21 protein-coding genes are annotated in these 18,032 nt (G+C 76.2%); 12 read left to right on the top strand and 9 right to left on the bottom strand.

Going from position 1 to position 18,032, the window contains the following annotated elements; genetic code table 11:
• Positions 1-83: 83 nt before the first annotated feature.
• Entirely contained in the window at positions 84-761 is a 678-nt protein-coding gene (locus tag ACI79Q_RS08255; protein WP_456589178.1) for a WHG domain-containing protein, read from the bottom strand.
• A gap of 129 nt (positions 762-890) precedes the next feature.
• Here ACI79Q_RS08255 and ACI79Q_RS08250 point away from each other — a divergent pair, with 129 nt between their 5' ends.
• From ACI79Q_RS08250 to ACI79Q_RS08240, 3 genes are all read left to right on the top strand, one after another.
• Positions 891-1,820: an NAD-dependent epimerase/dehydratase family protein gene (locus ACI79Q_RS08250; protein WP_456614520.1), complete on the top strand. Its 930-nt coding sequence runs from the start codon at positions 891-893 to the stop codon at positions 1,818-1,820.
• 136 nt (positions 1,821-1,956) lie between these two features.
• Positions 1,957-2,490, top strand: a complete 534-nt coding sequence (locus ACI79Q_RS08245; RefSeq protein ID WP_456589176.1) for an FABP family protein — start codon at positions 1,957-1,959, stop codon at positions 2,488-2,490.
• Positions 2,487-4,196, top strand: a complete 1,710-nt coding sequence (locus ACI79Q_RS08240) for a DUF885 domain-containing protein (RefSeq protein ID WP_456612493.1) — start codon at positions 2,487-2,489, stop codon at positions 4,194-4,196. The genes ACI79Q_RS08245 and ACI79Q_RS08240 overlap by 4 nt, the downstream gene beginning before the upstream one ends.
• On the opposite strand, the gene ACI79Q_RS08235 is transcribed toward ACI79Q_RS08240, so the two are convergent.
• From ACI79Q_RS08235 to ACI79Q_RS08225, 3 genes are all read right to left on the bottom strand, one after another.
• The gene (locus tag ACI79Q_RS08235; protein WP_456614519.1) at positions 4,193-4,951 is read right to left on the bottom strand and encodes a hypothetical protein; all 759 of its coding nucleotides are present in this window, start codon (positions 4,949-4,951) and stop codon (positions 4,193-4,195) included. The two genes, ACI79Q_RS08240 and ACI79Q_RS08235, sit on opposite strands and share 4 nt — an antisense overlap.
• 352 nt (positions 4,952-5,303) lie before the next feature.
• Complete coding sequence (gene nhaA, locus ACI79Q_RS08230) at positions 5,304-6,920, bottom strand: Na+/H+ antiporter NhaA (protein ID WP_456614518.1); 1,617 nt, start codon at positions 6,918-6,920, stop codon at positions 5,304-5,306.
• Between the two features lie 91 nt (positions 6,921-7,011).
• Positions 7,012-7,860: an aminotransferase class IV gene (locus ACI79Q_RS08225; RefSeq protein WP_456589172.1), complete on the bottom strand. Its 849-nt coding sequence runs from the start codon at positions 7,858-7,860 to the stop codon at positions 7,012-7,014.
• A 38-nt stretch (positions 7,861-7,898) separates the two neighbouring features.
• Between ACI79Q_RS08225 and ACI79Q_RS08220 the strand changes: the two genes are divergently transcribed.
• The 7 genes from ACI79Q_RS08220 to ACI79Q_RS08190 all read left to right on the top strand — a co-directional run bounded on the left by ACI79Q_RS08220 (position 7,899) and on the right by ACI79Q_RS08190 (position 13,011).
• Positions 7,899-8,357 carry a Fur family transcriptional regulator gene (locus tag ACI79Q_RS08220; protein ID WP_456589171.1) on the top strand — a complete coding sequence of 153 codons (459 nt, stop codon included), beginning with the start codon at positions 7,899-7,901 and terminating at the stop codon, positions 8,355-8,357.
• A complete protein-coding gene (ygfZ, locus tag ACI79Q_RS08215) occupies positions 8,354-9,463 on the top strand; it encodes a CAF17-like 4Fe-4S cluster assembly/insertion protein YgfZ (RefSeq protein WP_456589170.1) in 1,110 nt (369 codons plus the stop codon). Before ACI79Q_RS08220 ends, ygfZ begins: the two co-directional genes overlap by 4 nt.
• A 127-nt stretch (positions 9,464-9,590) precedes the next feature.
• Positions 9,591-10,151 carry an RsiG family protein gene (locus ACI79Q_RS08210; protein WP_456589169.1) on the top strand — a complete coding sequence of 187 codons (561 nt, stop codon included), beginning with the start codon at positions 9,591-9,593 and terminating at the stop codon, positions 10,149-10,151.
• A gap of 130 nt (positions 10,152-10,281) precedes the next feature.
• Positions 10,282-11,226 (top strand): asparaginase, encoded by a 945-nt coding sequence (locus tag ACI79Q_RS08205; protein WP_456614517.1) that lies wholly within the window; start codon positions 10,282-10,284, stop codon positions 11,224-11,226.
• An 89-nt stretch (positions 11,227-11,315) separates the two neighbouring features.
• Positions 11,316-11,780: a helix-turn-helix domain-containing protein gene (locus tag ACI79Q_RS08200; RefSeq protein WP_456589167.1), complete on the top strand. Its 465-nt coding sequence runs from the start codon at positions 11,316-11,318 to the stop codon at positions 11,778-11,780.
• A gap of 30 nt (positions 11,781-11,810) precedes the next feature.
• A complete protein-coding gene (locus tag ACI79Q_RS08195) occupies positions 11,811-12,584 on the top strand; it encodes a hypothetical protein (RefSeq protein ID WP_456589166.1) in 774 nt (257 codons plus the stop codon).
• A gap of 139 nt (positions 12,585-12,723) precedes the next feature.
• Positions 12,724-13,011: a DUF2516 family protein gene (locus ACI79Q_RS08190; RefSeq protein ID WP_456589165.1), complete on the top strand. Its 288-nt coding sequence runs from the start codon at positions 12,724-12,726 to the stop codon at positions 13,009-13,011.
• A gap of 25 nt (positions 13,012-13,036) precedes the next feature.
• Here ACI79Q_RS08190 and ACI79Q_RS08185 read toward each other — a convergent pair whose 3' ends face one another.
• Positions 13,037-13,240, bottom strand: coding sequence for a PspC domain-containing protein (locus ACI79Q_RS08185; RefSeq protein ID WP_456589164.1), 204 nt, complete (start codon positions 13,238-13,240; stop codon positions 13,037-13,039).
• Positions 13,241-13,314: 74 nt separating this feature from the next.
• A complete protein-coding gene (locus ACI79Q_RS08180; protein ID WP_456614516.1) occupies positions 13,315-14,154 on the bottom strand; it encodes a spermidine synthase in 840 nt (279 codons plus the stop codon).
• A gap of 196 nt (positions 14,155-14,350) precedes the next feature.
• Here ACI79Q_RS08180 and ACI79Q_RS08175 point away from each other — a divergent pair, with 196 nt between their 5' ends.
• Entirely contained in the window at positions 14,351-14,698 is a 348-nt protein-coding gene (locus ACI79Q_RS08175) for a cupin domain-containing protein (protein ID WP_456614515.1), read from the top strand.
• A gap of 7 nt (positions 14,699-14,705) precedes the next feature.
• Here ACI79Q_RS08175 and ACI79Q_RS08170 read toward each other — a convergent pair whose 3' ends face one another.
• The gene (locus tag ACI79Q_RS08170; protein ID WP_456589161.1) at positions 14,706-15,569 is read right to left on the bottom strand and encodes a class I SAM-dependent methyltransferase; all 864 of its coding nucleotides are present in this window, start codon (positions 15,567-15,569) and stop codon (positions 14,706-14,708) included.
• Between ACI79Q_RS08170 and ACI79Q_RS08165 the strand changes: the two genes are divergently transcribed.
• On the top strand, positions 15,473-16,654 hold the full coding sequence (locus ACI79Q_RS08165) for a UDP-N-acetylmuramate dehydrogenase (protein ID WP_456614514.1): 1,182 nt from the start codon (positions 15,473-15,475) through the stop codon (positions 16,652-16,654). The genes ACI79Q_RS08170 and ACI79Q_RS08165 overlap by 97 nt on opposite strands.
• A 45-nt stretch (positions 16,655-16,699) precedes the next feature.
• Here the strand turns inward: ACI79Q_RS08165 and ACI79Q_RS08160 are convergent, their stop codons facing one another.
• The gene (locus tag ACI79Q_RS08160; RefSeq protein WP_456614513.1) at positions 16,700-17,194 is read right to left on the bottom strand and encodes an N-acetyltransferase family protein; all 495 of its coding nucleotides are present in this window, start codon (positions 17,192-17,194) and stop codon (positions 16,700-16,702) included.
• A gap of 2 nt (positions 17,195-17,196) precedes the next feature.
• Positions 17,197-17,982, bottom strand: a complete 786-nt coding sequence (locus ACI79Q_RS08155; RefSeq protein WP_456596246.1) for an SDR family oxidoreductase — start codon at positions 17,980-17,982, stop codon at positions 17,197-17,199.
• Positions 17,983-18,032 lie beyond the last annotated feature (50 nt).

Raw genomic sequence — 18,032 nt, 5'->3', positions numbered from 1 at the left:
GGTCCAGCCTGCCGTACGACCCCCCGGCTCACCAGCAACCCGGGCTGTCGGGTCGGCCTCACCCGGCCCGCGCCGGTGGCCGGTCAGAGGCCGAGCGAGCCGGCGAGCTCGGCCATGGCGCGGTCGAACCAGCGGTCGCGGTCGACCACCGAGCCCACCAGGTGGCCGAACAGCTCGAAGCTGATGGCACCGAACATCGAGCTCCAGGCCAGCAGGGCACGCACGCGCACCGTCTCGTCGAGGGCCGGGTGCTCGCCACCCAGGATCGCGACCGCGCCGTCGCTGATCAGGCCCGGATCGCGCTCGCCGGCGGCCTCGGGGAGCGCCCCGGAGCGGGCGGCATCGCCCAGGATGCGCCCGAGGACCACGCCTGCGCGGGCGGCGGCGGGCACGGTCTCGGCCGGCGCCTCGTACCCCGGGACGGGCGACCCGTACAGCAGCGCGTACTCGTGCGGGTGCTCCAGAGCCCACCCGCGCACCGCCCGGCAGACGGCCAGCCAGCGCCGGCGTGGCGGATCGGAGGGGACGTCGGCGGCCTCGGCGGCGGCGCCCAGGTCGTCGTAGCCGTCGATGATCAACCGGGTCAGCAGCTCGTCGCGGCTGGGGACGTAGCGGTACACGGCGGAGGACGCCATGCCGAGCTCGCGGGCCACCGCCCGCAGGGAGAGCCCGGCCGCACCGACCGCGGCGAGCTGCCGCCGGGCCGCGTCGGCGATCTCGGCGGTGATCTCGGCGCGGACGCGCTCCCGGGCGGTGGGCACCGGCCCAGCGTGCCGCTTCGGAGCAGTGCGCGCAAGCGAGAGCAGTGCTCTTGACACGCACCGGTCGCCAGCGCGAGCATTGCCCCACAACGAGAGCACCGCTCACATCACGACCACCGGGGAGCACCCATGGCACTGCACGTCGTCGTCGGCAAGGGGCCGGTCGGCCTGACCACCGCCCGGGAACTGCGGGAGCGCGGGCACGACGTGCGCGTCCTCTCCCGGAGCGGCGGGGTCTCCGCGGACGGGCTCGAGCACCGGCAGGTGGACGCCGCCGATGCCGGGGCCCTCGCGGACGCCGCCCGCGGCGCGGCCGCGCTCTACAACTCGGTGAACCCCGCCTACCACCGGTGGGCCACCGACTGGCCGCCGGTCGCGGACGCGCTGCTCCTGGCCGCCGAGCGCACCGGCGCCGTCCTGGTCACCATGTCCAACCTCTACCCCTACGGGCGCCCCCACGGGCCCATGACGCCGCGGACGCCGCTGGCCGCCACCGACACCAAGGGGCTCGTCCGGGCGCGCATGTGGCAGCAGGCGCTGGCCGCCCACCAGGCCGGCCGGGTGCGGATCACCGAGGCCCGCGCCGCGGACTTCGTCGGACCGCAGGTGCCGGCTGCGCAGTCCCACCTGATGCGCCAGCTCCCCGCCCTCCGGCGCGGTCGCACCGCCTGGGTGATCGGGGACCCCGACGCTCCCCGCAGCTGGGCCTACCTCCCCGACGTCGCCACCACCCTGGCCACCCTGGGCACCGACGAGCGCGCCCTCGGCCGGGCCTGGCACGTGCCGAGCGCCCCACCGCGCTCCCAGCGCGCCGCCCTCACCGACCTGGCGGCGGCCATGTCCGCCCCGGCGCCGACCGTCCGCGGCGTGCCCTGGCCGGTGCTGCGCGCGGTGGGGCTGCTCTCGCCGCTCATGCGGGAGGTCGTCGCCGTGCGGCACCAGTTCGACCAGGAGTACGTGGTCGACGCGGCGGACACGACGGCGACGTTCGGCATCGCGCCGACCCCGTGGGCCGAGGTGGTCGCCGCGACCGCGGAGCACGCACCGGTGGCCGCCTGAGGACCGGTCGCCCCGCCGTCACTACGGTGGTTCCCATGGTCTCTGCCTGGCTCCTGGTCACCCTGACGGCGTCCGGCGCCGCGGCGCTGGGCTACGGCGCCCTCCGGCTCGCGCGCGGCCCGAAGGCGGGCCGGCGATGAGCGGCCCGACCGAACTGCCGGTGCCCGACACCGCCGACGTCCGCAGCGGGCCGGAGGTCTCCGAGCAGCTCCTCGCGGTGCTGCCCCTGCTGGGGGAGTGGCACGGGGAGGGCCAGGCGGCCGGCACCGGCGGCGACCACCGGTTCGGCCAGTGGATCCGGTTCGCCCACGACGGACGGGGCTTCCTGGCGTACGAGTCGCGCACCTGGCGGCTCACCGACGACGGGAGGATCGTGGGGCCGGACGTCCGGGAGTCCGGCTTCTGGCGCCCCCGCGGGAACGACGACGTCGAGCTGCTGGTGGCCAGCCCCGACGGGCTCGTGGAGATCTACGTCGGCACCGCCCGCACCACCACCAGCTGGGAGCTCACCAGCGACGTGCTGGCGCGCACGCCCGACGCAGCCGAGGTCACCCGGTCGGTGCGGCTCTACGGCATCGTCGAGGGGGCGCTGATGTACGCCATCGACCGCGCCCTGGGGGAGCAGCCGCCCCGCCCGGTCATGTCGGCCCGCCTGGAGCGCATCCGATGACGGCCGGCACGAGCCGCGCCACGACTCCTCGCCAGGTCGCCGACGCCTACGTCGCGCGGGCCGCCGAGCTCGACCCGATCCTGGCCACGGCGCTCGGCGTGCGCCCCGGTGACGACCGGCTCCCGGACCTGTCGCCGGCGGGCATCGAGGCCGAGGCGGCGCTGGCGCGCGAGACGCTCACCGAGCTGGACCGGGTGCTGGCTGCCGACCCCGCGCTCGGCGACGACCCGGTCGAGCGCCGGTGCGCCCGGCTGCTGCGCGAGCGGCTCACTGCCGAGCTGGACGCGCACGCCGTGGGGGAGCCCTACCGCTCGCTGAACAACCTCTTCAGCCCGGTGCACTCGGTGCGCCAGGTGTTCAGCATGATGCCGGCGGCGTCGGAGGAGGACTGGTCCGTCCTCGCTCGGCGCCTGGCCCGTGTCCCGGACGCCTACCGCGCCTACCGGGAGACGCTGGAGGAGGCCGCCCGGCGGAACCTGCTCGTGGCCCCGCGCCAGGTGCGCACCGTCGTCGAGCAGCTGGACCAGTGGCTGGCCGGTCCCTACTTCGCGACGTTCGTGGCCGCCGGCCCGGAGGCGCTGCAACCGCAGCTGCGGTCGGCCGCCGAGGCCGCCGACGCCGCGGTGGCCGCGATCCGCGACCACCTGCGCGACGAGTACGGCCCGCGCACCGAGGACGTGCCCGACGCCGTGGGCCGCGAGCGCTACACCCGGGCGGTGCGCCGCTGGACCGGGTCGGACCTCGGCTCGGGTGGCGGGCTGGAGGAGGTCTACGCCTGGGGCTGGGCCGAGCACCGGCGGATCCTCGCCGAGCAGCGGATCGAGGCGGAGAAGGTGCGCCCGGGCGCCACCCCGCTGGAGGCGATGCGCTGGTTGTCCACCAACGGCCCGGCCGTCGAGGGCGTGGCGGAGATCCGCGAGCGGCTGCAGCAGATGATGGACGAGGCGATCGCCGAGCTGGACGGGGCGCACTTCGACCTCGCCGAGCCGGTGAAGCGGGTGGAGGCGATGATCGCGCCGCCCGGCAGTGCGGCGGCGCCGTACTACACCCGGCCGGCGCAGGACTTCTCCCGTCCTGGCCGCACCTGGCTGCCCACCCTGGGCCGCACCCGGTTCCCGCTGTGGGACCTCGTCTCGATCTGGTACCACGAGGGCGTTCCCGGCCACCACCTCCAGCTGGCCCAGTGGGTCCACGTCTCCTCTCAGCTGTCGACGTACCAGACCTCGGTCGGCTCGGTGAGCGCGAACGTGGAGGGCTGGGCGCTCTATGCCGAGCGGCTGATGGACGAGCTCGGCTACTTCCGCGACCCCGCGGAGCGGCTGGGGTTCCTGGACGCCCAGCAGCTGCGGGCGGTGCGGGTGGTCATCGACATCGGCATGCACCTGCAGCTGCCGGTCCCCGACGACGCCGGCGGCGCGCTGGCCGAGCACCGCGGTCAGCCCTGGACGCCGGAGCTGGCGCGCGCCTTCCTGGGCGAGCACTCCGGCGCCGACGTCGCCTTCCTCGACAGCGAGCTGGTGCGCTACCTCGGGATCCCGGGGCAGGCGATCAGCTACAAGCTCGGGGAACGGGCGTGGCTGGCCGGCCGGGCGGCGGCCCAGCGGGCCCACGGGGCGGCCTTCGACCTGAAGGCCTGGCACATGGCGGCGCTGTCGCAGGGGTCGCTGGGCCTGGACGACCTCGAGGCGGAGCTCGCGGTGCTCTAGCGTCGCGGCGGGGTCGGGTTCACCGGGTCGTCGGCGTGGCCGACCCGGTCGTCCACCCCGGAGGCCAGGACCTCCAGCCCCGGCGTGCCCATCAGCTCGGCGACGCAGGCGGGGCTGCCGCCGACGTAGGTGCTCATCAGGTCGATGTCGGTGGCCACGGCCCAGGCGCGGTCGGCCGGCCACCACAGGTTGGCGCTCTGCTCGGCGGGCTCGGGCGCCAGGTTGCGCGCTGCGTCGGCCACCCGGCCCTGCACCAGCACGGCGTCGCGGCCCCGGGGCAGCGGCAGGGTGGGCTGACCGCGCAGTGCGGTTGCGTCGGCGCCGAAGCCGGCCCACCGGCCGAACAGGCAGTCCCCGGGCGCGGTGGTGTGCCGGGCGAGCACGGCAGCCATGCGCGCGGCGACCGCGGTGGGCAGGTGCCCCTCCGCGGGGGCGCCGTCCCAGTCGGGGGGCTGGCTGTCCTCGTGCAGGTACTCCCAGCCGCCGGTCACCGCCGGCCATTGCGCGAGCGGGTGGACGACGGTGCCGTTGAGCGCGGCGACCGCGGCCCAGGGGACCTCCACGTCGTCGTCGCCCTCGTAGCGGTAGGCGGGGTGCAGCACGCGGGCGTAGGCGGGGAACACCGGCGGCACGAGCGAGGCCACCGTGCCCCAGTGGGCCCGGCCGACCGCCTCGGCGAGCCAGGCGCCGGCGGACACGTCGGTCTCGACGGGGAGTCCGCCGAGCTGCACGTACGCCTCCTGGAAAACGGACAACCCCCGGGCTGCTCCGCGGCGCTCCACAGGGAAGCTGCACGCGGGCCGACTGGACAACTGTCGGCGGCCCGGGGGTCGGGTGACTGTCCGGTTCTCGCTCGCCGCCATCGACGGACGGGCGATCATGCCGTCGTTCGGATTCCCATCCGAACGGGCGGCCCATCTGGACGGCGGCTAGCGGACAGCCACCTCACGAGTCCTGTAGCTCAGCAAAGTTACGGACCACCTCCTCTCTCGTGTGCCACGACGGTACGGCCGCGGGCACGGGAGCGGCAACCGATTTGCTCCGCTGTGAGCGAACGCCCTGGTGGCCGGTCCGGGACCGGCGTGTCCCGGACCGGCCTGACGGCGGTCAGCTCCCGCTGCCGGGACCGATCGTGCGCCCCGGCGGGCGGGTGCCCGACCAGTCGGGGTCGTGCTCGGCCTGGTCGTCGACCGTCTCGTAGTCCGGCCGCGGACCGTCGTCGTCCCCGAGGTCCTCGGCGGCGTCGGTGGCGGTGCGCCCGGGAGGCGGGGTGACGCCCTCCCACTCCGGCTCGTGCTCGGCCTGGTCGTCGACCGTCTCGTAGCCGGGTCGCGCGGCCTCCTCGCCCAGCTCCTCGGTCGCGGGGGTGGCGCCGGGGCCGGGCGGCGTGGCGGCCGCGCGGGCCGGCTGTTCGACGCGGTCGTCGACGGTGTCCCACGCGTCGGGGATGCCGTCCTGGTCGAGGTCGCTGAGCTCGTGCAGGTACATCGCCTTGTAGCGGCGGTTGCGCAGCCGCAGGATCACGCTGGCCAACAGCGCCGCGGCGACGGTGCCGGCCAGGATGCCGACCTTGGCGTGCTCGTAGCTCTCGCTCTCGGCGCCGTACGCGAGCTCGGTGATCAGCAGCGAGACGGTGAAGCCCATACCGCCGAGCAGCGCCAACCCCAGGACGTCGGGCCAGCCGAGGTTCTCGTCGAGCTGGGCCCGGGTGAAGCGGGCCACCAGCCACGTGGCGCCGGTGATGCCGATCGCCTTGCCGGCGACCAGCCCGGCCACGATGCCGATGGCGATGCTGTCGCCGAGCGACTCGCCCAGGCCCGACAGCCCGCCGACCGCCACGCCGGCGGAGAAGAACGCGAAGACCGGGACGGCCACGCCGGCCGACAGCGGGCGGATGCGGTGCTCGAAGTGCTCGGCGAGGCCCGGCCCGGCGTCGGGCCCGCCGGCGGCCTCGCTGCGGACGACCGGGACCGTGAAGGCGAGCAGGACGCCCGCGACCGTGGCGTGGACGCCCGACTCGTGGACGAGCACCCAGGTGACGGCGGCCAGCGGCAGCAGGAGCCACCAGGAGCGGATCCGCTTCTGCACCAGGAAGCCGAACAGCGCCAGCGGGATCAGCGCCAGCAGCAGCGGGGTGACCGCCAGGGCGGAGGTGTAGAAGATCGCGATGATCGTGATGGCCAGCAGGTCGTCGACGACCGCCAGCGTCAGCAGGAACGTGCGCAGGGCGCTGGGCAGGTGGGTGCTGATCACCGCCAGGACGGCGAGGGCGAAGGCGATGTCGGTGGCCGAGGGGATCGCCCAGCCCGCCAGCGCACCCTCGGGGCCGCCCAGGTTGAGCAGCACGAAGAACAGCGCCGGGACGGCCATGCCGCCCACCGCGGCGGCGATGGGCAGGGCCGCGCGGCGCGGTTCCCGGAGGTCACCGGCGACGAACTCCCGCTTCAGCTCCAGCCCGGCCACGAAGAAGAAGATGGCCAGCAGACCGTCGGCGGCCCACGTCCCGAGGGTGAGGTCCAGGTGCAGGGCCGCCGGCCCCACCCGGGTGTCGCGCAGCGCCTCGTAGCTCTCCGCCCAGGGGGAGTTGGCCCAGATCAGCGCGATCGCCGCCCCCACCAGCAGCAGGGCGCCGCCTACGGTCTCCTTGCGGAGCACCGAGGCGACGCGCTGCGCCTCGGTCCAGGAGCCGCGTCCGAAGAGGCGGTTGGGGGCGGTCGACGTCACGGGGCGGCTCCGGAGGGCAGGATCGGGTCGGGGGCGCGCCCGGCGACGGACGCGCTGCCGACCAGACTTCCCGGCGCACCTGGGTTTCACGCTACCCGGCGAGGAGTTGCCGGATGCGGGGGGACAGCCCGGCGTCGCCGCGGGGCGCGCCGTCGACGGTGTGCACGGTCACCGCGCCGCGCACGCCGGAGAGCAGCCAGACCGCGTCCGCGGAGTGCAGGTCCTCGACCGTGCCGGGGGTCGACGCGGTCGGCCACCCGGCAGCGCGCGCGGCGTCGAACAGCCGCGCCTGGGTGGTGCCGGCGAGGATGCCGCTGTCCACCGGGGGCGTGTGCAGCGTGCCCGCGGCGGCCCAGACGACGGTCGAGGTGGGGCCCTCCAGCAGCCGCCCCTCGAGGCTGGTGAGGACGACGTCGTCGGCCCCCAGGTCGTGCGCGTGCCGCTGGGCCGCCATGTTCACCGCGTAGGAGAGGGTCTTGGCGCCACCGAGGAGCCACGGTGCCCCCGCGCGGAAGTCCGCGGGCACCCCGAGCCCGAGCGTCACCACCGAGATGCCCTCGCGACGCTGCCGCACCGTCTCCGCGGGGACCGGGGCGAGCAGGGCCAGCGCCGTGGGCGGCGCGCCGTCGCCGAGCCCGCGGGTGAGGAGGAGGCGGCACACGCCCTCGACGTCGGCCGGCCAGCCGGCCAGCACGACGGCGACCAGCTCCCGCCAGGCCGTGTCGCCGGGGTGCGGCAGCCCCAGGAGACCGGCGGAGCGGGCGAGCCGGGCCAGGTGCGCGGGCAGGTGCGGCGTGCTCCCCCCGACCACGAGGACGGACTCGAAGACGCCGTCGCCGCGGGCCAGGCCGAGGTCGAAGGCGGTCACGACCGGCTGGTCGGCGGGGACCGGCGCCGCCGCGCCGTCCTGCCAGACCGCCACCCTGCGCTGCTCGCTCACGGGTCCAGCCTGCCGCACCGCGGGCTTAGGCTCACCGCATGGGGACCGACGACGTCGCCGCTCCGCTGGCGGAGCAGCTGCGGGCCCGCGGCCTGCGGCTGACCCCCCAGCGCGCCCGGGTGCTGGCCGCGGTCGCGGCGCTGCCGCACGCGACGCCGGAGGCGATCGGCGCCCGGCTGCGCGAGGAGGCCGGCCCCGGCGGCAGCGCCCCCGACACCTCGACGGTCTACCGGACGCTGGAGCTGCTGGAGCGGCTCGGGCTGGTCTGGCACACCCACCTGGGGCGTGGCGCGCCGGTCTACCACGCGGCGGAGCGGCCCCACCTGCACGTGGTCTGCAACTCCTGCGGCGAGATCTCGTCGGCGGCCCCCGACCTGCTCGACGCGGCGGCGGAACGTCTGGCGGCCGACCTGGGTTTCACCGTGGACGTCGGCCACGTCGCCCTGTCGGGCACGTGCCGCGCCTGCCGAGACCGCGCCGGAACGGAGTCGTCATGACCACGCCCTCACCCCTCCTCTCGCGGCCCGGGGCGGTGCCCCTCGAGGCCGGACCCGAGTCCGCCCGCGTCGTCGCGGCGCACTACGGCGACCCGCTGCGCGAGCAGCGGCTGCTCGCCGAGGGCGCCGGCCTGGTCGATCGCAGTGACCGCGACGTCCTGGCGGTGCCCGGGGCGGACCGCCTCTCCTGGCTGCACAGCATCACCAGCCAGCACCTCGAGCGGCTGGCCGACGGCATCGGCAGCGAGGCGCTGGTGCTGAGCCCCCACGGGCACGTCGAGCACCACCTGGTCCTCGCCGAGCTGGGTGGCACGACCTGGGTCGACGTCGAGCCGGGCGCCGGCCCCGCCCTGCAGGCGTTCCTCGAGCGGATGCGGTTCATGCTCCGCGTGGAGCCGGGGCTGGTCACCGACGACTGGGCGGTGCTGTCCCTCGTCGGCCCTGGCGCCGACGAGGTGCTGGCGACGGCGGGGCTGCCCGTGCCCAGCGCGCCGTACGCGGTGGAGCCGGCCGGCGCCGGGTGGGTGCGCCGCATGCCGCCGGTCGGCGACGGGTCGGCCGCCGTCCACGACCTGCTGGTCCCGCGGGCGGACCTCGGGGCCATGGCCGACCGCCTGGGCGCCCCCCTGGCGGGTGCTGCGGCCCACGAGGCGCTGCGCGTCGAGGCCCGGCGGCCGCGGTTCGGCCTCGACAACGACCACCGGACCATCCCGAACGAGCTGGAGTGGCTGAGCACCGCCGTCCACCTCGACAAGGGCTGCTACCGGGGGCAGGAGACGGTCGCCCGCGTGCACAACCTCGGCCGCCCGCCCCGCCGGCTGGTGCTGCTCCACCTCGACGGGGTCAGCGAGGACCTGCCGGGCCCCGGCGAGCCGGTGCTGGCGGGCACGCGGACGGTCGGCCGGGTGGGCAGCGTCGTCCGGCACCACGAGCTGGGTGTGATCGCCCTGGCGCTGGTCAAGCAGTCGGTGGCCCAGGACACCGCGCTGACCGTGGGTGGTTCGACGGCCGCGATCGACCCCGACGACGCCGCGCCGGCGCTCGACGACACCCAGGTGGCGGCGCGGAACCGGGTCCGGGCCGTCCGGTCTGGGACGATCGGCTGAGCGCGCCGCGGCCGTCCGCCTGACGGGTGGGCAGGTCGGGGGCGCTGACCTACGCTCCGGCCAGCGCCCGCCGCTGACCACCGCCGATGCCCGTGCGCCGGGCGTCCCGCACCTGGAGGCCACCCCCGTGAGTCCGAAGCCGTCCCCCGCCGGGGGTGCCGCCGTCGACGCGCTGCTGGACCCGGCGTTCCTGGAGAGCGCCGTGAGCCGGCCCATGGGCGACGTGCGCCGGCTGCGCCGGGAGGCGGAGCAGCAGGAGGTCAACCTCTCCTACACCCGCCGGCTGCTGCAGGGGCGCCTGGACATCGTGCGGCGCGAGCTGCAGCGGCGGGCCGAGCACGACGGGCGCTCGCTGGTCGACCTGCTGCCCGAGATCCTCGCCGAGAAGGGGCGCGGCCCCGCCCACGGCCTCGGCCGCCACCAGACGGTGCAGCCGGCGGACCCGCAGGAGTACGAGTCCTGGGTGCACGCGCTCACCCCGGGCGCCGACCTCTCGGCGATCACCGAGCTCTCCGACGCGAAGCTCGAGGCGGCCGCGCGGGCGCTCGCCGACGCCGAGAAGGGGCTGTCGGAGCGTCGCCGCGGCGTGCAGCAGGTCATGGACGGCCTGGCCGCGGAGCTCGGCCGTCGGTACCGCGACGGCGAGGCCGACGTCGCGGCCCTGCTCGCCGACGAGGGACGCCACTAGGAGGACCACTAGAAGGACCACGCCTCCCCCCATGCCTCGCACGCTCCGCATGGGACCCTGAGGCGTGACCGTTCCAGCCCCTCAGCGCGCTCGCGGCGGTTCCTCCGCCTCACCGTGGCCGGAGAACCCCGTGCTGGTCGAGGTCCGGCGGTCGGGGTTCCTCGAGTCGGTGCACCGGGGAGCGCTGGTGGTGCTGGGCGCCGACGGGGACGTGCGGTTCGCCGCCGGCGACGTCGACCGGCCGGTGCTGCCCCGGTCGGCGAACAAGCCGGTGCAGGCGACCGCGATGCTGGCGGCGGGCTGGACGCCGCGCTCGGCCGAGGAGCTGGCCATCGGTGCCGGTTCCCACAGCGGCGAGGACGGGCACCGGGAGCTGGTCGCCGGCATGCTCGCCGCCGTCGGGCTGGGGTCCGACGACCTGGGCTGCCCGCCGTCCCTGCCGCAGCACGAGGCGACGAAGGCGACCTGGCTCGTCCCCGGGCGCGCCCCCGAACGCCTGGCCATGAACTGCTCGGGCAAGCACGCCGCGATGCTGTCGGCCTGCGTCGCCGCCGGCTGGCCGACGGCGGGCTACCTGGAGCGGGAGCACCCGCTGCAGCAGGCGATCGAGGCGCGGCTGGGCGAGGCGGCCGGTGTGCCGGTCGCGGCCGTCGTCGTCGACGGGTGCGGTGCGCCGCAGCACGCCCTGCCGCTCACCGGGCTGGCGCGCGGGGTCCTCTCGCTGGTGCAGGCGGCCGACGGCTCGCGGGAGCGGGCGGTCGCCGACGCGATGCGTGCCCAGCCCTGGTTCGTGGCCGGCTCGGGCCGCGAGGACACCGACCTGATGCGTGCGGTCCCCGGCCTCCTGGTGAAGGGCGGCGCCGACGGGGTGCACGTGGCGGCGGTGCCGGGTGCGGGAGCGGTGGCGCTGAAGCTGGACGACGGCGGGGACCGCGGGCGGACGCCGGCGCTCGCGGCCGGGCTGCGCCGGCTCGGGGTCCCCGCCGAGGTGCTTGCCCCGTGGGCGCGGACACCCGTCTCCGGCGGGACCGGTGTCGTCGGCGAGGTCCGGGAGTCCGCTGCGCTGGACGCCTGACCGGTCGCCGGCCGGGTGTGGCTGGTATCACCCACGGGTGCTAGCCGCTCCGCTTGCAAGAGCTAGCACTCGGGGTTAGCGTCGAAGGCGTGCAGACCCCTGGTGACTTCGTCCGCGACCAGGTGACCACGGTCCGCGAGAGGGTGGACCGGGTCGCCGGCAGCGTGGCCGACACCGTCGCCGACGCACCGAGCGTCTCGGCGGTCGGCTCGTCGGTAGGTGACTTCATCCGTGAGCAGCGCAGCGCCGCGCGCGTCTCGCTGCGCGAGCTGGCCCGCACCGCCGGGGTCAGCAACCCCTACCTGTCCCAGGTGGAGCGGGGCCTCCGCAAGCCGTCGGCGGAGATCCTCGCGTCGATCGCCCGGGGCCTGAAGATCTCGGCCGAGACGCTCTACGAGCAGGCGGGGATCCTCGACCGGCGTTCCGGGAACCCGGACACCGTGGCGGCGATCCGCAACGACGACGCGCTCTCCGAGCGGCACAAGGCCGTCCTGCTCGAGCTCTACGAGACCTACGTCCGCGAGCACCGGGCCTCGTCCCCGGCCGCCGGCTGACCCCCTCCCCCCACTCCTGAGGAGTTCCGCATGACCCCCACGCAGACCGTGAAGCAGTACGGCGAGTTCGCCGTGACCCAGGGCCGCACGCTCGCCGAGCAGGCCCGCACCCCGCTGCTGGCCTTCGTCGGCGCCGGTGACCTGGCCGTCGAGCGGGCCCGCACCGTCGTCGCGCAGTTCCGCAGCACCGCCGAGGCGCTGCCGGGCGAGGCGCAGGTCCAGGCCGACCTGGCCGTCAAGGAGGCTCGCACCCGGGCCGCCGAGGCCGCCGGCACCGCCCGCACCACCGCCCAGCAGCTGGCCGACGCCGTCCGTCCCGAGGTGCTGGCCAGCACCGTCGCCGGGCTGGTCGAGACCGCCCGCACCCAGGCCGCCGCCACGGTGGAGACCCTGGCCGAGCGCGGCGCGGTCGTCGTCGAGGACCTGCGCCGCCAGCCCGGTGTCCGCCGCGTCGTCCGTCGCGCCGAGCGGGCCGTCGACACCGTCGAGGACGCTCTCGAGGACGCGCTCGAGGACGGCGCGGAGGCCGTGGTCGAGGCCTCCAACGAGGTGACCTCGGTCGCGCAGAAGACCGCGGCGAAGGCCACCAAGGCGGCGGCCAAGGCCGAGGACAAGCTCGAGGACGCCGCCGACGCGACCAAGGACGTCGCCGAGGAGGCCGTCGCGGCGCCCAAGGCCAAGCCCGCCAAGAAGGGCACCTCGGCCGCCCGCAAGTCCCCGGCCAAGGCCACCTCGGCCCGCGTGACCCGGGCCCGCGCCGCCAAGCCGGCGGACCCGACCGCGGTGCCCACCAAGAAGAACTGACGCCACGGCGCCACCGACCAGGGCCCCGAAGCCGCGACCAGCGCTCCGGGGCCCTGTCGCGTCCGGCGAGCCCCTCCCTTCGGGCGAGTCTGCCGGTTCGCTGGTCCGGCGGACGGCGGGGCGCGGGTAGGCTCGGGGTATGGGCGTGTTCGACGGATGGCTGCTGCTCATCCTGTACTGGGCGTCCCTGGGGCTGACCGCCTGGGCGTTCGTGGACGCCCTCATCCGGCCGGCCGCCGGGTACGTCGCCGCCGGCAAGCTGACCAAGCCGGCCTGGGCGGCGATCACCGGCCTGGCCCTGCTGGTCATCTTCTGGCTGAAGACCCCGCTGTCGCTGCTCGGGCTGCCCGCGGTCATCGCGGCGATCGTCTACCTGGTCGACGTGCGTCCCGCCGTCGGCGGGATGCGCCGCGACAACACCTGGTAGCAGGCGGCCGCCCCGTCGACCCGGCTCAGGGCCGGTCGTCGGCCGGGATGATGATCCAGAGCAGCAGGTACGCCACGAACTGCGGGCCCGGGAGCACGCAGGAGAGCACGAAGGCCACGCGCAGGCCGCTGCGCGAGAGCCCGAAACGTCGGGCGATGCCGGCGCAGACGCCGGCGACCATCTTGTGGCGGGTGTCCCGGCGCAGCCGGTACGGCGCAGGTGTCGTCACGCGGCCAGCCTAGGTCCGTGCGACGAGTTCGTCTCGTCCTCGTGGCCTCGGGTTCCGCGCAGACGGTCGGGTGGTCAGCGGCCGAACACGCCGGCGGGTGGCTCGGGCGAGGGCTGCGCATCGGCGTCGAGGACCGGCCGGGCGTTGCCCGTGAACCGGTCCAGCTCGATGCCGTCGACCACGCGCGACGGCATCGGGTCGCGGGCGCACGCGCGGCTGAGCTCCGCGAGCGGCAGCTCGGCGTCGGAGGCGACGGCGACCAGGTTGCCGAAGCGCCGGCCTCGCAGGATGCCCGGCTCGGCGAGCAGGCAGACGTGCCGGAAGGCGGTGCGGAGCGTGGCGACCTGGCCGCGTGCGAAGCGCAGCGGCGGCCCGTCGGCCACGTTGGCGGCGTAGACGCCCCCGGGCCGGAGCGCCCGCGCGACCTGGCCGGCGAACTCGACGGTGGTGAGGTGGGCGGGCGTGCGGGCGCCGGCGAAGACATCGGTGACGACGACGTCGGCGCTGTCCGCATGCAGCGCGGCGAGGGCCTCGCGGGCGTCGGCGGCCCGCACCCGCACCCGGGCGGCGCGCGGCAGCGGCAGGAACTCGCGCACCAGGTCGGTGAGGGGCTGGTCGATCTCGGCGACCCGCTGGCGCGACCCGGGGCGCGTGGTGGCCACGTAGCGGGGGAGCGTCAGCGCGCCGCCGCCGAGGTGGACCACGTCGAGCGGGGCGCCGGGCTCGTCGGCCAGGTCCAGCACGTGGCCGATCCGCCGGACGTACTCGAACTCCAGGTGGGTGGGGTCGGCGAGGTCCACGTGGGACTGCGGGGTGCCGTTCACCATCAGCACCCACGAGCCGTCGCGGTCGGCGTCGGCGAGCAGCTCCGCGGTGCCGCCGTCGACGGGGACCGGCCCCGGGGGAGTCCTCACCGGTGCGCCGTCCCCACCCGGCGCTCGGCCGTCCCCGCTGACATCGCAGGCCATGGTCCCACCTGCGGGCGCGCGGGCGTCCGGGACGGCCGGCGGTACAGGGGTCCGGCGAGACTCCGCCTCTGCTCCCACCTGGGAGCAGAGGCAGAGCGTTCCCGGGGGGACCCTCGGCGCTCGGGCGGCTACCGTCCCCGACGTGCGCCGGGTCGAGCTGCCGCCGCGGGAGATCACCGCCTTCGGCAGCCGTGGGGTGTCCATGGTCTCGCCGGCCCGGGTGCCGGAGTCGGTGCCCGGTTTCGCGGTGCACCTGGTGACCTTCGCGGCCGGCGCGGTCCTGGGCCGGCACGAGACGCGCCTCTGGCAGCTGTTCGCGGTGGTCTCCGGGGAGGGCTGGGCGGCCGGCGCCGACGGTGTCCGGGTGGCGCTGGCGGCGGGGGACGCCGTCCTCTGGGAGCCCGGCGAGCTGCACGACAGCGGATCGGGCACCGGGATGGCCGCCGTGGTGGTCGAGTGCCCGGTGACGCCGGTGCCGGACGAGGGCTGAGGCCGGCTCAGACCGGGGCGACCGCCGACCACCGCACGGTGATCTCGCCGTGCCGCCAGCGCCGGCTGGAGCCCACCAGCGGCCACCCCTGCGCGCCCAGCGCCTCCACCGCCGTCGTCCAGCGCTGGCGGGGGCCGAAGGCGCTCATCCCGGCGGCGGCGGCCCAGGCGGCGTCGAAGGCGCGCAGGAACTCGTGGACCGGCTGGCCGGGCACGTTGTGGTGGATGAGCGCCTTGGGCAGCCGCTCGGCGAGATCGAACGGCGTCGCGATGTCGGAGACGCGCGCCGCGAGCGTCAGGGTGAGCGGGCCGTCGGCGTCCAGCGCCACCCAGGCCGAGCGCCGCCCCCACTCGTCGCAGGTGCCCTCGACGATCAACCCGCCGGGGGCGAGCGCGCCGCGCATGGTGTCCCAGGCGCGCGCCGCGGACTCCTCGTCGTACTGGCGCAGCACGTTGAAGGCCCGCACCAGGACCGGCCGCAGCCCGGCCAGCTCGAACCCGCCCACCCGGAAGTCCACCCGCGGCGGATCCCGGTCGGCGGCCACGGCCGCCACCCGCGCCGGGTCGATCTCCAGCCCGACGACCTCCAGGCCGGCGACCTCCGGGCCCAGCCGCTCGACCAGCTCCAGCGTCGTCACGGCGGAGGAGCCGTAGCCCAGGTCCACGACGAGCGGACGAGCGGCGTCACGCAGCCGCGGCACCTGCGTGGCCACCAGCCACCGGTCGACCCGGCGCAGCCGGTTGGCGTTGGTGGTCCCACGGGTGGGCAGGCCCAGTGCCCGCGCCCGCCCCGCGGCCAGCCGGGGCGCCTTGCGCTGCGGCTGAGGGGACAGCGAGGCCCGGCGCTTGTGGTCGTTGCCCGGCTCGCTCACCGGGTGCGAGCCTAGTCCGGGCTACCGTCGTCCCCGTGCAGGTGCGATCCGGGGTCCCGCTGGCGGAGCTGACCACCCTGGCCGTGGGCGGTCCCGCCGAGCGGCTGATCGAGGTGGAGACGGCCGCCGAGCTCGTGGCAGCGGTCCGCGACGCCGACGAGTCCGGCCGCCCGCTGCTGCTCATCGGCGGCGGCTCGAACCTCATCGCCCCGGACGAGGGGTGGCGGGGTGACGTGGTCGCCGTCCGCTCCCGCGGGATCGAGCGGGCGGGCGATCGCCTCACCGTGCAGGCGGGGGAGGACTGGGACGCGCTGGTCGCCTACACGGTCGCCCACCGGCTGGCCGGCGTGGAGGCGCTGTCGGGGATCCCCGGGTCGACCGGGGCGACGCCGGTGCAGAACGTCGGCGCGTACGGCCAGGAGGTCGCGCAGACCATCACCGGCGTGCGCGTGTACGACCGCGCCGAGAAGGCCGAGCGCACGCTCGCGCCGGCCGAGTGCGGGTTCGCCTACCGGGACAGCCGGCTCAAGCGCGAGCCCGGCCGGTTCGTCGTCCTCGAGGTGGCCTTCGCGCTGCACCCCGGCGAGCTCTCCCGGCCGGTCGGCTACGCGGAGCTGGCCCGGTCCCTCGGCGTCGAGATCGGTGAGCGGGCGCCGCTGGCCGCCGTCCGCGACGCCGTCCTGGCGCTGCGCCGCGGCAAGGGGATGGTCTGGGACCCGGCCGACCCCGACTGCCGCAGCGCCGGGTCGTTCTTCACCAACCCGGTCGTGCCGGCCGGGCACGCCGTCGAGGGGTGCCCCAGCTGGCCGGCCGGCGACGGCCTGGTCAAGCTCAGCGCCGCGTGGCTGGTGCAGCACGCCGGCTTCGGCCGCGGCACCCGGGACGGGCGGGTGGGGACGTCGTCACGGCACAGCCTGGCCCTCACCACCTCCGACGGCGCGACGGCGGCGGAGCTGCTGGCCTTCGCCGATCGGGTGGTCGGCACCGTGCGGGAGCGGTTCGGCGTCACCCTGGAGCGCGAGCCGACGACCCCGTCGCCCTACCGGGCGACACCGCCACCAGTTGCCGTCCCCCCATCGCGCTGAGCCGCTGAGTTGCGCCTCCGGGCCCCACCCGGCGCGACCGTGCCGTCAGCCGCCGGTCAGGTCCAGGTGCATGACGTGGAGGCCGACGTAGCTGTGCTCGGGGTGCTCGAACGCCTCCGGCACGGTGCCGATGACGCGGAAGCCCAGTGACCGCCACAGGCGCACGGCCGCCGTGTTGGTCTCGACGACGGCGTTGAACTGCATCGCCCGGTAGCCGTCCGCGCGCGCCGCCGCGACCACGTGCTCGCCGAGGGCGCGGCCCACGCCGCGGCCCTGCGCCGCCGGGTCGACCATGAAGCTCGCCGTCGCCACGTGGGAGCCGCGACCCGGCCGGTTCGGGCCCGTCTTCGCGCTGCCCAGCACCCGGTCGCCGTCGACGGCGACGAACGTGCGTCCGGGCGGGGGCTCCATCCACAGCGCCCGCGCCTCCTCGGAGGAGAGCCCGGCGGGATAGGCGTAGGTCTCCCCGGCGTCGACGACCGCACGGAAGATCGGGTGGATCGCCGGCCAGTCGTCGCCGGTCGCCTCGCGGATCTGCATCGTCACTCCTCCCGGGCCACCTTGTGCTGTGCGGCCTGGGCGCGCGGCCGCACGACGAGCAGGTCGACGTTGACGTGGTGCGGGCGGGTGACCGCCCACGCGATGCAGTCGGCGACGTCCTCGGCCACCAGCGGCTCGCGCACCCCGCGGTAGACGGCGTCGGCCCGCTCCTGCGAGCCCGTCCGGTTGAGCGAGAACTCCTCCGTCTTCACCATGCCGGGGGCGATCTCGATCACCCGGACCGGCTCGCCGCACAGCTCCAGCCGCAGCGTCTCGGCCAGCGTGTGCACCCCGTGCTTGGCCGCCGTGTACGAGGCGCCGCCCTCGTAGGAGATCAGCCCCGCGGTGGAGCCGACGAACAGCACGTCCCCGGCACCGCTGGCGCGCAGCGCCGGCAGCAGGGCCTTCGTGAGCCGCACGGTCCCGAGCACGTTCACCTCGTAGGTGCGCGCCCACGAGTCCAGGTCGGCCTCGGCCACCGGCGCGGTGTCGAACGCCCCGCCCGCGTTGTTGACCAGCACGTCGACGCGGTCGAGGGCGGCGGTGAACGCCTCCACCGAGCCGGGGTCGGTCACGTCGAGGGGGAGGGCCCGGGCCCCGATCGACGAGGCGAGCGCCTCGAGACGGTCGAGGCGGCGGGCGCCGACGACGACGTCGAAGCCCTCGGCGGTCAGCCGGCGGGCCGTGGCCGCGCCGATCCCGCTCGAGGCGCCGGTGACGACGGCGGTGCGGCCGGTACCGGGCAGGGCGCCGGCCCCCGCGGGGGCCGGGGGTGAGGAACCTGACATGTGCCCATCCTGGCGCTGTTGCAGGATGGAGCACCGACAGGGGTGCCGGT

The organism is Blastococcus sp. SYSU DS0828 (genome assembly GCF_054050975.1).
This window is presented reverse-complemented; position numbering and strand designations above follow the sequence as displayed.